The organism is Thermococcus peptonophilus (assembly GCF_001592435.1).
GTDB lineage: Archaea > Methanobacteriota_B > Thermococci > Thermococcales > Thermococcaceae > Thermococcus > Thermococcus peptonophilus.
This window is the reverse complement of sequence record NZ_CP014750.1, coordinates 564,121-577,706: the sequence shown is the minus strand read 5'-3', so window position 1 is coordinate 577,706 and position 13,586 is coordinate 564,121. Positions and strand designations below refer to the sequence as shown.

The 13,586-nt window shown below is 52.1% G+C and carries 12 protein-coding genes; 4 read left to right on the top strand and 8 right to left on the bottom strand.

The features are described 5' to 3' along the window. Window positions 1–81: 81 nt before the first annotated feature. Window positions 82–1,125: a DUF835 domain-containing protein gene (locus tag A0127_RS03020; RefSeq protein ID WP_062387806.1), complete on the top strand. Its 1,044-nt coding sequence runs from the start codon at window positions 82–84 to the stop codon at window positions 1,123–1,125. On the opposite strand, the gene A0127_RS03015 is transcribed toward A0127_RS03020, so the two are convergent. The 7 genes from A0127_RS03015 to purD form a co-directional block, all read right to left on the bottom strand. Beyond that, window positions 1,118–2,113 carry a formate--phosphoribosylaminoimidazolecarboxamide ligase gene (locus A0127_RS03015; RefSeq protein ID WP_062387803.1) on the bottom strand — a complete coding sequence of 332 codons (996 nt, stop codon included), beginning with the start codon at window positions 2,111–2,113 and terminating at the stop codon, window positions 1,118–1,120. The genes A0127_RS03020 and A0127_RS03015 overlap by 8 nt on opposite strands. After that, window positions 2,110–4,251 (bottom strand): phosphoribosylformylglycinamidine synthase subunit PurL, encoded by a 2,142-nt coding sequence (gene purL, locus A0127_RS03010; RefSeq protein ID WP_062387800.1) that lies wholly within the window; start codon window positions 4,249–4,251, stop codon window positions 2,110–2,112. The genes A0127_RS03015 and purL overlap by 4 nt, the downstream gene beginning before the upstream one ends. A 104-nt stretch (window positions 4,252–4,355) precedes the next feature. Continuing rightward, window positions 4,356–6,329, bottom strand: coding sequence for a M1 family aminopeptidase (locus tag A0127_RS03005; RefSeq protein ID WP_156471144.1), 1,974 nt, complete (start codon window positions 6,327–6,329; stop codon window positions 4,356–4,358). A 172-nt stretch (window positions 6,330–6,501) separates the two neighbouring features. Further along, window positions 6,502–7,173 carry a phosphoribosylformylglycinamidine synthase I gene (gene purQ / locus A0127_RS03000; protein WP_062387795.1) on the bottom strand — a complete coding sequence of 224 codons (672 nt, stop codon included), beginning with the start codon at window positions 7,171–7,173 and terminating at the stop codon, window positions 6,502–6,504. Between the two features lies 1 nt (window position 7,174). Further along, complete coding sequence (gene purS, locus A0127_RS02995; protein WP_054841591.1) at window positions 7,175–7,417, bottom strand: phosphoribosylformylglycinamidine synthase subunit PurS; 243 nt, start codon at window positions 7,415–7,417, stop codon at window positions 7,175–7,177. 10 nt (window positions 7,418–7,427) lie between these two features. Continuing rightward, window positions 7,428–8,570: a formate--phosphoribosylaminoimidazolecarboxamide ligase family protein gene (locus A0127_RS02990; protein ID WP_062387792.1), complete on the bottom strand. Its 1,143-nt coding sequence runs from the start codon at window positions 8,568–8,570 to the stop codon at window positions 7,428–7,430. Window position 8,571: 1 nt separating this feature from the next. Beyond that, complete coding sequence (gene purD, locus A0127_RS02985) at window positions 8,572–9,867, bottom strand: phosphoribosylamine--glycine ligase (protein WP_062387785.1); 1,296 nt, start codon at window positions 9,865–9,867, stop codon at window positions 8,572–8,574. 111 nt (window positions 9,868–9,978) lie between these two features. Here purD and A0127_RS02980 point away from each other — a divergent pair, with 111 nt between their 5' ends. The 3 genes from A0127_RS02980 to purE all read left to right on the top strand — a co-directional run bounded on the left by A0127_RS02980 (window position 9,979) and on the right by purE (window position 11,890). After that, window positions 9,979–10,644 carry a hypothetical protein gene (locus A0127_RS02980; RefSeq protein WP_062387782.1) on the top strand — a complete coding sequence of 222 codons (666 nt, stop codon included), beginning with the start codon at window positions 9,979–9,981 and terminating at the stop codon, window positions 10,642–10,644. Continuing rightward, on the top strand, window positions 10,637–11,392 hold the full coding sequence (locus A0127_RS02975) for a hypothetical protein (RefSeq protein WP_062387779.1): 756 nt from the start codon (window positions 10,637–10,639) through the stop codon (window positions 11,390–11,392). Before A0127_RS02980 ends, A0127_RS02975 begins: the two co-directional genes overlap by 8 nt. A gap of 66 nt (window positions 11,393–11,458) precedes the next feature. Next, the gene (gene purE / locus A0127_RS02970; RefSeq protein ID WP_062387777.1) at window positions 11,459–11,890 is read left to right on the top strand and encodes a 5-(carboxyamino)imidazole ribonucleotide mutase; all 432 of its coding nucleotides are present in this window, start codon (window positions 11,459–11,461) and stop codon (window positions 11,888–11,890) included. Window positions 11,891–12,278: 388 nt separating this feature from the next. Here the strand turns inward: purE and purT are convergent, their stop codons facing one another. After that, a complete protein-coding gene (purT, locus tag A0127_RS02965; protein WP_062387774.1) occupies window positions 12,279–13,568 on the bottom strand; it encodes a phosphoribosylglycinamide formyltransferase 2 in 1,290 nt (429 codons plus the stop codon). Window positions 13,569–13,586: the final 18 nt, after the last annotated feature.

Sequence of the window (13,586 nt, the reverse complement as noted above, 5' to 3'; positions counted from 1 at the left end):
CTTGAGAATGATGAGGGCTTTTAAGGCTTGCGGAAAAAGGGTTAAATATCCAGAGAAGGGCATACCTTACCGGGTGATCACGTGGACTCCTACCTGGTAGCGGCTGCATTTGACGCGGGAATAAAGCTGGCTGCTGGAGGGATGCTCCTCTTCTTCTCCCACCAGCGGCACAGAAAGGCCGCCTACTACTGGGGTCTAAGCTGGATAATCTACGCTTACGCCATAATAGGTGATTTAGGAGTTCATCCCGAAATAGCGGCAGTTCTGCTCGGCGTCTTCTCGTCCCTGGTCCTTCAGGGAGTTTTAAGGGTAAAAGAAGATGTCTCAATATCTCAGGACTACATTCGGGCTCTTTCATGGGGACCAGCCGCTATTGGGGTGTACACCGCGATTCTCTTTCTCTCCCTCGAAAAAACTCCTGAAACAGCGGTCATGGGGATCGTTTACGGGGCCTCTGGTGTCTTTCTGGGTATTGGCGGGCTTATACTCTACCGGATGAGGGAATTTTATGAGCAGGATACCGCATACCTTGGTCTGTCACTGAGCATATACGGGGTATACCAAATGTTGTATCCAATATTTTGGAGGGGGGACCTTAGGTTCTGGGGGCTGTTTATTAGCCTGGTTCTGACTGTCGTTACGGCCCTCTTCATGGTTCAGCTCTCACTCGGCGAGGTCTTTGAGATTAAAGAGCCAGAAACGAAGGTAGAAGTCCAGCCAGGAGTTCACATAATGGATCCAGCACATTTTGAAGACTTCAAAAAGCAGTTTAGGGAATATCCTGTTCTAGCTTTTGTACGGAACATTGATATACCCGATAATTGGAAGGCCTACAGAATAACGAACCTCGGCGGCCACGGGAACGTTTCCCCAACCAACCTCCCGAGGATCACTGAGACTGTGGTGAACTACATCCGCTCCCTCGAAAACTCTGACCTGAAGCCGGTCGTCGTCCTCGAAGGGATTGAGTACCTCAAGATCTACAACGATTTTAGGGCCTTGGCAAAGTTCTTGACTTCCCTGCGGGACTACGTTGCCGTAAGCAACGGGACGCTTGTGCTCGTTCTAGAAAAAGACGCCTGGGAAGAAAGAGAAATGAAAACCCTAGAAAGACTCCTCACGTAAGGATTTTCTCCAGCCTGTCTTCTTCCAGGCCCTGCTTCAGCTCCATCGCTATCCTCCTGCCGGTGCTGACCGGAAAGTCGTACTTAAGCCATGTGTACGGAGAGCCGTGCACGAAGGGGTTTGTTCCAGCGACTATCCTCGCAGATATCTCGAAGACCACGAACTCCATGTCCGGCGTGAAGACCCCCTCAAGGCAGAAGGGGCCCCAGAGGCCGCCCATGAGTTCTTCCGCAGCCTTCACGACTCTCTCACCGGTCTCGAGGATGTCCATAAGGAGGCTCTCCCTGAGGACGACCGGGATGTTACCGATAACGGTGTAATCCGTGGTGATTCCAAGCTCAGCCTGCTCCCTCGCCGGAATCCTCCCTATCGCATCCGCGTTGGACTCGTAGCGCCTGTCAACGCTCATCAGCTCAAGCTTGCCGTTGAGCTTTGAGTAGAAGTAGTGCGGGTAAACTGGCACTCCAATGACGTACTCCTGTATCTGGACTTTTGAAAGGTCTTCCTTCTTCCTGACGCCGAGCCTCTCGGCCTTTTTCCAGAAGTCCTCAGGAGAGCTGGCCAGGAAGTATCCCCTCCCCCCTCTAGCGCCGAAGGGCTTGACGATGACGGGTCCGTCTATCTCGTCAGGGTCTTCGTAAATCCTCGGGAGCCTTAGTCCGGCTTTTTCCAGCCACTGCCTTTCGAGGGAGCGGTCGCTCTCCCACCTCAGCACGGCTTTGTTGCCGTAGTAGGGAACTCTCATCTTTTCAACCAGCTCGACGCCAATGTGGGCCACAAATGAACCCGTTGGGATTACGACCGCTTCGAGCTCGAGCAGCTCCTCTTCCGGGTAGGCACCCTCGATGAAGTGATCCGCCACAGGGAAGTACTTGGTGTAGAGTGGCTTAACCCTGGAAGGGCCGAAGGCAACCGTCTCGAACCCCTCGTCCTTAGCGCCTTTCAAAATTTGAAGTGCGGAGTGGGAGGCGTATGTTGCTACCCTCATTCCTCCTCACCCAGGAGCTTCGGAAGGGACTCGTGAACCTTCTTAAGCTCAGAGACAGGCTTCCTGAGGATTTCTTCCCCATTCCAGAGAAAGACAGCATCGCTTCCTCCGGCTCTGCCGATGACCGCGAAGTGTCTGAAGAGCGTCTTAAGCTCCTCAAGTCTTTCCTCGGGGAAGACTACGAGATAGCGGCCGTGGCTCTCGCTGAAGGCGACTTCAACTGGGTTTGGCATCTCGGCAGGAACTTCTGAGAGGTCAACAGTGAAGCCTGTGTTGCCCCAAACTGCCATCTCCGCCAGGGCCACCGCTATTCCGCCCTTGCTAACGTCGTGGACGGCCTTCACGAGTCCCCTTCTGATCGCCTCAAGGATTCCCTCGGCGTTCGCCTTTTCCAGCTCAAGGTTTACGCGCGGAGCAATTCCACCTTTCAGACCGAGCCTTGTGTAGAGCTCCGAGCCACCGAGTTCCTTTTTCGTGACTCCTACGATCCCTATAAGGAGTCCCTCTTTAAGACCAAAGCCCGGTATTTTCTCAAGCTCCACCTTTCCAAGCCCGGCAACCACTGGAGTCGGCTTTATGGGCCTGTCAACGACCTCGTTGTAGAAGCTGACGTTTCCGCTGACGTACGCTAAGCCGAAGGCTCTTGCCGCGTCGGCCAGTCCCCTAACCGTCTCGGCGAAGCTCCAGTAAATCTCTGGCCTCTCTGGAGAAGCGAAGTTGAGATTATCAACCAGGGCTAAAGGCTCGGCACCGACGCTCACGAGGTTCCTGACGACTTTAGCAACCGCCCCCATAGCTCCATGATACGGGTTCAGATGGCTGTGGCTCGGGTTGCCATCGGCCACAAAGGCCAGCCCGTAGCGCTCGTTTATCTTGAGCACGGCCGCGTCCCTTCCGGGCTTCACGACCGTCCTTCCCTGAACCTCGTGGTCGTACCCCTCCCATACCCAGCGCTTGCTCAGAACGTTCGGACTGCTCCAGACGAGCTCGAAGGCCTCCGAAAAGCCTATCTCTGGAGTTTTGACGCCCCTTTCAGGGCTGTAAGGCTTCATCTCCCATTGAATGGTTGGAACTTCCGTGAGGAGTTCTGTCGGGAGATCAGCGACCTTCTCACCGTTCCAGTAAACGATGTAGCGCGGCTCATTAATGATCTCTCCTACAACAGTCCATTCGAGGCCGTACTTCTCGAAAATTTTCCCGATTTCTTCAACGTCCTCTTCCCTGACTGCAAAGAGCATTCTCTCCTGACTCTCGGATATCATGACCTCAACCGGGCTCATGTTGGGCTCTCTTAACGGGACACGGTCGGCGTAGATGACAGCGCCAAAGCCCTTCTTCCCTGCCATCTCCGAGGAGGCGCAGGTTAATCCGCCCCCGCCGAGGTCTTTGAGCGCTCTAACTTTCCCTGTGTAGACGGTCTCAAGCGTCGCTTCAATCAAAAGCTTCTCCGTGAACGGGTCAGGAATCTGCACCGCGGAGCGGTCTTCCTCCTCCGCGTTCTCGCTCAGTTCTTCACTAGCGAAGGTTACACCGTGGATTCCGTCTCTTCCAGTCTTGTTCCCGACGAGGATGAGTTTTAGTCCCGCTTCCTCAACGTAGCTGTGGACAAGGTGCTCCGGCCTCATTATCCCAACGCAGGCAACGTTTACGAGCGTGTAGTTATCCAAGCTCTCATCGAATTCAGTCTCGCCTCCGACCGTTGGAACTCCTATCCTGTTGCCGTAGTCCGCTATGCCCTTCACGACGCCCTGGAGGAGGTAGCGGTTTCTCTCCTTCTCAAGCGGCCCGAAGCGTATGGGGTCAAGGAGCGCCATCGGGCGAGCTCCCATGCAGAGTATATCCCTGACGATCCCGCCGACACCGGTGGCGGCACCGCCGTAGGGTTCAATGGCTGAGGGGTGGTTGTGGCTCTCTATCCCGACGACTATCCAGGTCTCATCGTCGAACTCCACTATTCCAGCGTCCTCTCCCGGGCCCAGAACCACGTGCTCATTCTCCGTTGGCAGAAGCTTAAGGAACGGCCTGCTCGACTTGTAGGAGGCGTGTTCGCTCCACATTACTTCGAGCATCGCCTTTTCCACTTCGTTCGGCTCCCTCCCGAGCCTTTCGCGGATGAGCTTCTCCTCATGGGGGAACATCGTGACACCTCCTTTATTACCAGAAAAATGTAAAAAATTTGGAGTTTTTAAGGTTTATTTTAACAGAAAAATGTAAAAACCAGGGGAGGAGCTCGGTTGGAAGCTCACCCGGGCAGGCCAGTTGATGTGGTCAGGTTCTGGAACAGGGGGGCCACTTCTTTACCTGACTTCTGTTCGAGGAGTTTAACGAAATCCTCCAGGTAGCCCTCTTTAAACGTGTTCTCTTTAAAGAACTCCTGTAGTGCGGTATAGAACGCTTCTCTGCCTGTGTAGTTTTCAAGCTTCTCCAGAACGAGCGCTCCCTTATAGGCCCCGACTGCATACGCCATGTAAACATCACTCCCGTAAACATTTTCCACGTCCACTAGGGGGACTTCCTTCTTCCCGTAGCTTGTCCACTTCCTGTAGGTGCTTATGTAGTAGTTCCGCAGGGCTGTATACTCATTCTCTGACCTAGTTTTCGCGTATTTCAGGCTAAAATAAGCTGGAAAAGCCATGTTGAACCACCAGTCTTTTCCGGTGAACACGACCGTTCCCGGAACCCACCAGTGGGCCACCTCGTAGGTGTAGCCGTAGAGGAACCGCCTAATATCCGCGTTGTAAGCCAGGATGTCAAACAGTGAGGCGCTCATATACCACATATCAGCGGCATAGACGACCTTGAACTCCTTGTAAGGGAGTCTTCCAAAACGCTCAATACCGAACTGGAGTATCTCCTGGGTTATATTGGTGTATTCCTCGGCGGTCTCCTTTGAAATGCCGGAGTAATAGAACGTGAGGTTTCCAGCGGAGACGTTTTCGAAATGCCCGATGAAAACTGGAATACCAAGATATTCATTGAGATCAAGGGGATAATCCGAGACCCATTTGTTGGGGGAAACCTCACGGCCGGGGGCTACTGTCTCAGCATGGGTGTGCACTGTTAATATTGTTCTGTTAATCAGGCTGTGAGTCATGAATGGAAAGAGCTCTAAATCCCTTAAAAATGCTGAATCCCCGAAGAAACCACTCTGGAGGTACTCCCCCATGGGTATTACCTTCCGCACTTTCATGTAGTCCCCGGTGTACCTGAGCTCGGCGGAGTCGGGGCGGACTTCCGTCAGGGGAATTGTCAGTGTGAAGGCCTGAAGGAAGGGTGTAGAATTTCCGTCCAACTTAATTTCATTGACGTCCAGCCTGACGTTTTTCCTGAACAGAAGAAAACTGGAAGCGTTGATCCCTGAGTAGAGGACCGTTCCGTTTAGAAGGCCTTTCTTCTCTTCTGGAAACATCCTGGGAGTTATCTCCAGGTTCATTTGGGAAGCCCTAACAGTCACTTTGCTGAAGGTGCTGTTTAGGTAGTCTTCGAGCTCACTCTGGGAAATGTCCAGTACTCTTTGCCCGGTCAAAAGGTTTGCCAGCTCATTGCCCCCGTATTTTTGAAGGATATACTCAACCAGAATTCCAGCAGAGCCCCAGAGGCTCTCATTGTAGCCGTTCCTCAAATTGACTTGATAGAGGGTTTCGGGGTTTACTGTCGTGTTTGCAGGGATGTCAAAGGCGAGGGTTCCAAGCCCCACTGTCAGGTAGTCGGGAAGCCTCTTTCCAGCTGCGAGCTCGGCAATTGGGGGTAGGAGCTCTGGGGCGTAGTAGAATCTGGTGATGTTAATAAGAGAGACGTATATCTCGTTCGAGGTATAGTTCACAAACCAAATTGAATTATCTCCGGTGCGGTTTTTCAGGGAATCCTTCGAGGCGTAGAGGAATATCTTCGCCCTTTCCGGCTCCCGGTGGAAAAGCTTGGAGAAGCTTTCGTAGGTGTAGTCCGCTCCAAGGAGTAGAATGTTGAGCTTCGTATGGAAAACGGGGTTTTCCAGAACTTCCCGGGGGTAATATACCTCAAAGTATTTCGTAGAGTTGTGGAGCCAGGAGCTTGGGACTGAGCTGTTGACTGGGGTGGATTGAGAAGCGCTGGAGATGGCGCTGGCGGAAGAAGTACTCGAAGTTGGACTGTTGGTTGGTGCCGACGGGGAAGTAATGCATCCCAGAGAGCCAATAAGCAAAAAGATCAAGAGCATGACCAGGCTTAACCGTCTCAATGTCAACCCTCCATTTTATGTTGTCATGTTGCAGAGGCTACTACCTCACATTACTCGTACTTTTATTTAAATTCTTGTCGAATAATTTGACCAACAAGAAGGAACACAAGGTGTAGTTTAAGGCTGACCAAAAATATTGATAAAAATAAAGACAAATGCTGCTCGAGAAGTTTTACCCTCTTGCCCACTCCACCATGCTCCTGAACAGCTTCAGACCGTCCTCGCTCCCGAGAAAGTGATCGCTCGCCCTCTCCGGGTGCGGCATAGTTCCTAGAACGTTGCCCTTCTCGTTTGCTATCGCTGCTATGTTTAGGAGTGAGCCGTTCGGGTTCGCCTCTTCCGTGATGTTGCCTTCCTCGTCGCTGTACTGGAAGACGATTCTGACCTTTGAGGGGTCGTCAGCGTAGTAGTTGCCCTCTGCGTGGGCTATCGGCATCCTGATGACCTCTCCAGGTTCGTAGAACTGGGTAAATGGGGTTTCGGTGTCGGCGACCTTGAGGTGCACCCACCTGCAGATGAACCTCGGGACCCTGTTCGGCCTCAGCGCCCCGGGTAAAAGGCCGGCCTCAGTCAGAACCTGGAAGCCGTTGCATATCCCGAGAACGGGCTTCCCATCTCGGGCGAACTCCTTCACTTTCTCCATTATCTCCTGGCGAGCTGCTATAGCCCCCGCCCTCAGGTAGTCGGCGTAGCTGAAGCCCCCTGGAAGAACGACGCCGTCGAAGTCCTTCAGCGAGGTCTTGTACCACACCCGTTCAGCTTCCGCCCCCGCTTTCCGTATAGCTCTCTCCGTCTCGAAGTCGCAGTTCGTTCCCGGGAAGACGATGACAGCAAACTTGACCATCTCAGCTCACCGGTTCCACGCTGTACTCCCAGGTATGGATGAGCGGATTCGCGAGGAGCTTCCTGCACATCTCCTCAGCTTCTTTCTCGGGATTTTCGCTCTCAAGCTCAAACTCGAAGTACTTGGGAACCCTAAGGTTCTCCACCTTAAAACCGAGGTTTCTCAGCGCGTTCTGGATGACCCTCCCTTCCGGATCGTTGAGACCTTCCTTGAGCCTTACGATGACCTTAACCTTCCACTTCATCCTCATCACCTCACGTAACAACCTTCTCAAGCTCGTCCAGCTCTATTGCCCTCTTGATTTCGAGTGCAATTCTCCGCCCGGTGCTCATTTCCTTCCTCCAGAGGGAGTTGCCGTAGGGGTGTCCCATCGCCATGTGGATGTTAGTTCCTCCGCCTGTCCTTGGGGCAACGTCATAGATGTAGAAGTTCAGATCCTTGTCCACAGCGGTCTGGAGCGTGAACGGCCCAATTATTCCGGGCGGATAGTATCTCTTTGTTGCCTCGACGTACTTCTCGGCCATATCGAATACCTTCTCCAGAAGAGACTCGCGGAGCGTCGAGGAAGCGTGGCCGGTGACGGTATATTCGGGCTCGAACTGCCACTCTGGAAGTGTGAGCTGCTGGCTCGCTGGAAGGCGGACGTGACCGTCTAAACTCGTCTCGAAGCGCCAGTCTATTCCGAGGAGCTCTATCTCCTCATCGAAGGGAGAGTAGAAGAAGTCGAAGTTGAAGACCGGGCCGATTATGTAGCGCTCTATCCTTGCCTTGGCGAGGTCTTCCTCGGTGATGACGCCGAGCTTGATTAAGCGCTCTGACTTCTCTCTGAACTCTTTGTAAGAAGCGGCCGTGAAGAAGCCCCTCTCCAGCCTCTTCTTCGCGTGGGGGAGCTTGACTATAACGAGACCTACCTCGTCGATTTCTTCCGGCTTAACGGGTTCTGGGTAGGGGAGACCTGCCTTCTCAAGGAGCCAGTAGTAGCTCTTCTCTTCGCTCCTTTCTTCGCTCCTCAGAAGATTTCTGCTCCCGAAGAGCGGAACCTTGAATTCGTTTTCAACCCTGTCAATGCCAGTGTAGACGACAAAAGACCTGTTCGGGACGAAGATAACGTTCCTCTTTCTCAGCTCTTCCTGAACGTCGATTATCTGGCCGAATTTCTCAAGAACTATTACCTCGTCAATGAAGCCCTTAGTCAGGCCGTCCCTCGTCTTCTTCTCCTTAAAGTACTCGGCATAAGTCCTGTGCCGCCCCCTTTGGGCAACGACCACCGTTTTAAAGCCCTCAGCCTTGGCGCCATCGGCTATGTCAAGGGCCGAGTGGCTCCCGATGACGCCCACCTTTATCTTATCCTTCTCATACCCTTCGAGAACCTCAAGAATTTGCTCCCGTTCAATCATTTCATTCACCCCTAATAGCCCTAACAAGCTCTATTCTCCTGCCTATGCTCTCCCTCGTTCCCACGTCTTTCCTGTAGAAAATCTCCCCTCTCACGTGCTTTATTCCAGCAGAAGCTATTCTTTCAGCTTCTTCCAGAGACTCGGCGATTCCAACAACGGCCAAAGCCCTTGAGCCGAGCATCGTGAAGTTCTCATCGAGCGAAGCATAATAGACCCTAGCTCCCTCCTCCCTAATTTTGGTCTCATCAACGTGAAGTTTGACCCCTCTAATGGGGTTGGTTGGGTAGCCTTTTGGAGCGATGTACTTCACAACCGTTGCCTTCCGCTCGAACTCCGCCCCCTTCAGGTTGCCGTCCACTATTCCCTCGCCTACCTCCACCAGAGAGCTCTTCAGAATTGGGAGGACGTTCATTGCTTCAGGATCGCCGAAGCGGACGTTGAACTCTATTATCTTGGGCTCGTCCTTGGCGAGCATGAACTGGCCGTAGAGGATGCCCCTGTAGGGCGTCCCGTTCTTTCTCATGGCCTCTACGGTTGCTTTGAGAGTCTCAAGGGCCTTTTCGTAGTCTTTTTCAGTTATAAATGGCAGAAGGTGGTTAGAGCACGAGTAGGAACCCATACCGCCGGTTATTGGCCCAACATCGCCCTCGTAGGCGTGGGGGTAGTCCTGTGCGAGGGGCATCGGGACGACTCTCTTCCCGTCGGTGAAGACCTGGAAGGTGAACTCCACGCCGTCGGTGCGCTCCTCGATGAGGACTTTTCCGTCCCTCTTTATCAGCTTCTCTGCGTAGGTCTTTGCCTCCTCGTTGTCCTTCAGCTGGTAGCCAACGACTTTAACCCCTTTTCCACCGGTGAGGCCGAGGGGCTTGACGACAACTGGCCTTCCAAAGTCGTCAATCCAAGCCTTCATTTCTGAAACGTCGTCAAAGACCCTGAACAGCTTCCTTCCGGGGACTTTGTACTTCTCCATCAGTTGCCTCGCGAATGCCTTGTTTGTCTCGAGCATGGCAGCTTCCTTCGAAGGGCCAACCGTTGGAATACCGTTCTCCTCCAGAACGTTGACTATGCCCTCCCCAAGGGGCGCTTCAGGCCCTATGAAAGCCATATCTACGCCCCATTTGAGTGCAAATTCGAGAACTTTTCCAACGTTTGTCTCCTTTGCGAGGCCATAGTCCTTTGCAATTCTCGCGATTCCGGGGTTCTTGTGCCCGCCAACGACGTAAAGCTCGGCCTCTTTGGCAAGGGCTTCAGCAATCGCGTTCTCTCTCCCACCCGCACCGACGAGCAGTACGCGCATGATGTTCACCATAAATTTGTTAAAAATATGCATTTTTAAGATTTGTTTTTACATTTATCTGGTAAAAACTGTTTAATATAAGTTGCCCCCTATATTAAAGGGGGAGTACACATGAGACTTTCTAGGTTTATTGATTCTGTTCCTGAAAACGGCGTACTCACAGTTGTTGCGAGGGGGCCTGACTCCAACGGTGACGTTATTGGAATAAAGCTCCTCAAAGAGCTTATAAGGCGTGGGGAGTCAGTCTTTGTAGTTCTCTACGAGCCCCTACTAGTTTTCAAGTCCAACTTGGAAAGGGAAGGTGTTCCTTTAGAAAAGACACTCAGTGAGAATTTTATAGTGTTCGATGTCTTTGGGAGCTTTAAAGGGATAGAGCGGGATCTACCATACGTTTATCAGCTGAAAGGATATCTTGACGACGGTGTTTTTGTTACCAAGTACAGTGATTTTGTAAGAGCCTTATCTGGGAGAATTTCAACCCGGCGTATCTGGCTCTTCTCTTATTTAAGTTCTGGGGTCTGTAAGCTGTTCAAGAATCCCAAGAAGACCTATCAGTTGATATGGAGCACAAAAGCTGGGGTAGCAGATAAAATCCCGGACATCAGAGCTATCCTGGTTTACGACAGCACCGACTGTCCGGAGATAGAGAACTTTATCTACACGCTCTCAGATATCGTCGTCGAGGTGCTCAGAGATAATTTTGAGAGAAGGGCTTACATAACAAAGGGGCTTGAACCCGCGGTTTTCAATCCCTTTGAAGGTGGTGAGAATGATTAAACTCGGGATAAAGCCTCTAGACGAGGCCCTTGGTGGGGTTAAGGAACACTCATACATACTGCTTCACGAAGAAGACCCCCGCTCCCTCGGCCGTGAGCTGGTCTTTGAGTTTATGAAAAACAAACTTGAGGAGGACAATCTCATAGGATTCTTCAATATCAGCCATGCCCTTCCAATTCCCATTGAGCTTATGAAAAAGAGGGACATTAATGTTGAGGAGTACCTCGACTCGCTCAACCTGGCGATGATAGATACCTTTGGGAGCCTTTACGGCCCGAGGATAGAGAGGCGCGGTGTTTGGTACCTCTCCGGTTCTCTTTCCTACGAGCTTCTGTCCCGAAAGTATGCCGATGTCGTCAGGGCTCACAAGGAGCTGTGGAAAAAAGAGAACATGTTCGAAGGCAGGGAGCTCTGGGGAATCGCTATGGACGTCTCGGAGTATTCCAGCATTTTCGGGGAAGCCAACGCACTGGGCTACTTCGAGGTCTCTGCTGAGGTCAGAAGACGCCACAAGGCTTACAGGGAGTATCCTACGGGCACCAACATATGGGTCTTTTCTGGAAAGCCTGACCGCGTGTTCTCGTCCCTTTACAGAAGGGTTGAGTACGTTGTGAGAACGGGGAGCGAGCTTACCCCTGAGGGGGTAAAGCGCTATCTATGTGTACTTAAAGCTCCAGGAGTTTCGGACGTTATATCCTTTGAGTACTCATTTACAGGGAGGGGTATTGAGCTGAGGAGAATCGATTAGCGGGAAAGTGTTAATTTTTCTCGAAAATCTTTTAAATTTTGACATTTTTAATTATATGGTGATCCCATGAAGGTTCTGGTGGTAATGGGTAGTAAGAGCGATTCTCCAATAGCCGAGAAAGTCACAACAGTTCTCGACGAGTTTGGCGTTCCCTACGACGTTGAGGTCGCATCTGCCCACAGAAATCCGAAGAGGGTTGAGGAGCTGACAAGGAGAGACTACGATGTTTTCATAGCCATAGCTGGCCTGAGTGCCGCACTTCCGGGAGTAATAGCGGCTCACACAACAAAGCCTGTTATAGGCGTTCCTGTCTCAGCAAAGCTCTGCGGATTGGACGCTCTTCTCAGCATCGCCCAGATGCCGCCCGGTGTCCCAGTTGCAGCCGTCGGCATAGACAACGGGAAGAATGCGGCCCTGCTTGCCATTGAAATACTCTCCCTGAGGGAGGAGGGGTTAAGGAAGAAGCTCGAAGAATACCGTGAAAAGATGGGAAGATGACTTTTGGACTTTTTGATTGTGCAAAGAAGAATTAAGAACGGGGAGAACCCCCAATGTTCAATTTTATCTTCCTCTCTCGTTCTATCATCTTATTTTGAACTTGATTCTGGTTACATCCTTCTTATTCAACCGTGCTGATTATAGTGCACCCACGTAACTTGTCAGCGTGTGGTGTTGTTCCGTGAACTATTTAAATTTTTCGGATATTATCCAAACCATTGGACTAATCAGCATACATGCTCATTTTACTAGTGACCAGAATTGCCTCTAAAATGTATTCACACAGCTTAATTTTTGCCATATATGTCCATAACTTTGCAATATTAGTTCTGTTCTTGTAGATGAGTATAAATGATAAAAAATCAAAAGTAATGGTACTCTAATATGGTCAAAGCAGATGCTTCCTCTTCTCGTAGTCCTGGGAGTGCCACTCGGATGACCTCGTTCTGAGCCCTATCGAGTGGGCCACCATCTCAGCTTTCCTCTTGGCCTCCCCAACCTCTTCACCCCATGCTATTGCAACACCGAGCCTCCTCCCAAGGTAAGCCTCCGGCTTGCCGAAGAGCCTCACGGTGGCGTTCGGGACACCGAGGGCCTTTGCAAGTCCCCTGAAGCGCGGTGAATAGCCGGAGACGTTGGCCTTGATGACGTGTGTTGCCGCTGGCGTCAGCATTGGAAATAGCCTGTACCCGTCTACCCACTCTCCTGGTATTGGAAGCCCGAGAACCGCCCTAAGGTGAAGTCCGAACTCCGAAAAGCCAGTTGGGTGAGACGCCAGGGTCACCATACCGGTATCGTGGGGCCTCGGCGAGACCTCGTTGGCCCAAACCTTATCGCCTTTAACGAACATCTCAATGCCGAAGAGGCCCAGTCCACCGAGTACATCGGTTATACGCTTGGCTATTCTGTAAACTTCCCTCTCGGCTTTTTCGCTTATCTCTGCTGGCTGCCAGCTCGAGTGATAGTCGCCGTCGATCTGATAGTGGCCGACGGGCTTCGGGAAGGTGGTAACTATCTCGCCGTTCTCGTCGTAGTGTCTCACCGCCAGCTCGGTAATCTCGACGTCGAAGTCTATGTGCTCCTCAACGATCAGCTTCTCGGCGCTTCCCCTGGCCTTCCTTTTGGCCTCTTCCCAGGCCTTTGGGATGTCTTCGGAACCTCTGACGAAGTAGGAGCCCTTTCCGGAGGAGCTCATTATGGCCTTGGTGTGGCACGGATAGCCTATCTTTTCACAGGCGTCGTAGAGCTCGTCGAGAGTTGAAGCATAAGTGTATCTGGAAGTCGGAACCTTCGCTTCCTTGGCCAGGGTCTCCCTCGTCCTCTCGCGGTGCATCGCTATCCACGTTGCTTTGGCGTTCGGGACGACGAAGTAGCCGTCCTTCTCAAGCTCGAAGAGGGCGTCGAGATTTATCGCCTCTATTTCTGGGATTATCGCGTCGGGCTTCTCTCGCTCGATGACCGAAAACAGAAAGTCAGCGTTCCTCATGTCGCCAACGTAGGAGCGGTGGGCAACCTGCATAGCTGGAGAGTTGGCGTAGCGGTCAACGGCGATGACCTCAACTCCCAGCCTCTGAGCCTCGATCGCTATCTCCTTCCCGAGCTCTCCGCTCCCAAGGAGGATTATCTTCTGAGCGGAATCAGTAGTGGCCGTCCCGAGTTCATCACGGGGCTTTATCATAAGCATCACCTTCTTGTT

Coding starts and splice junctions, on each gene's coding strand:
- A0127_RS03015 (WP_062387803.1), bottom strand. CDS start 2,113: ATGAGGGTAGCAACATACGCCTCCCACTCCGCACTTCAAATTTTGAAA.
- purL (WP_062387800.1), bottom strand. CDS start 4,251: ATGTTCCCCCATGAGGAGAAGCTCATCCGCGAAAGGCTCGGGAGGGAG.
- purQ (WP_062387795.1), bottom strand. CDS start 7,173: ATGGTCAAGTTTGCTGTCATCGTCTTCCCGGGAACGAACTGCGACTTC.
- purS (WP_054841591.1), bottom strand. CDS start 7,417: ATGAAGTGGAAGGTTAAGGTCATCGTAAGGCTCAAGGAAGGTCTCAAC.
- A0127_RS02990 (WP_062387792.1), bottom strand. CDS start 8,570: ATGATTGAACGGGAGCAAATTCTTGAGGTTCTCGAAGGGTATGAGAAG.
- purD (WP_062387785.1), bottom strand. CDS start 9,867: ATGCGCGTACTGCTCGTCGGTGCGGGTGGGAGAGAGAACGCGATTGCT.
- A0127_RS02980 (WP_062387782.1), top strand. CDS start 9,979: ATGAGACTTTCTAGGTTTATTGATTCTGTTCCTGAAAACGGCGTACTC.
- A0127_RS02975 (WP_062387779.1), top strand. CDS start 10,637: ATGATTAAACTCGGGATAAAGCCTCTAGACGAGGCCCTTGGTGGGGTT.
- purE (WP_062387777.1), top strand. CDS start 11,459: ATGAAGGTTCTGGTGGTAATGGGTAGTAAGAGCGATTCTCCAATAGCC.
- purT (WP_062387774.1), bottom strand. CDS start 13,568: ATGATAAAGCCCCGTGATGAACTCGGGACGGCCACTACTGATTCCGCT.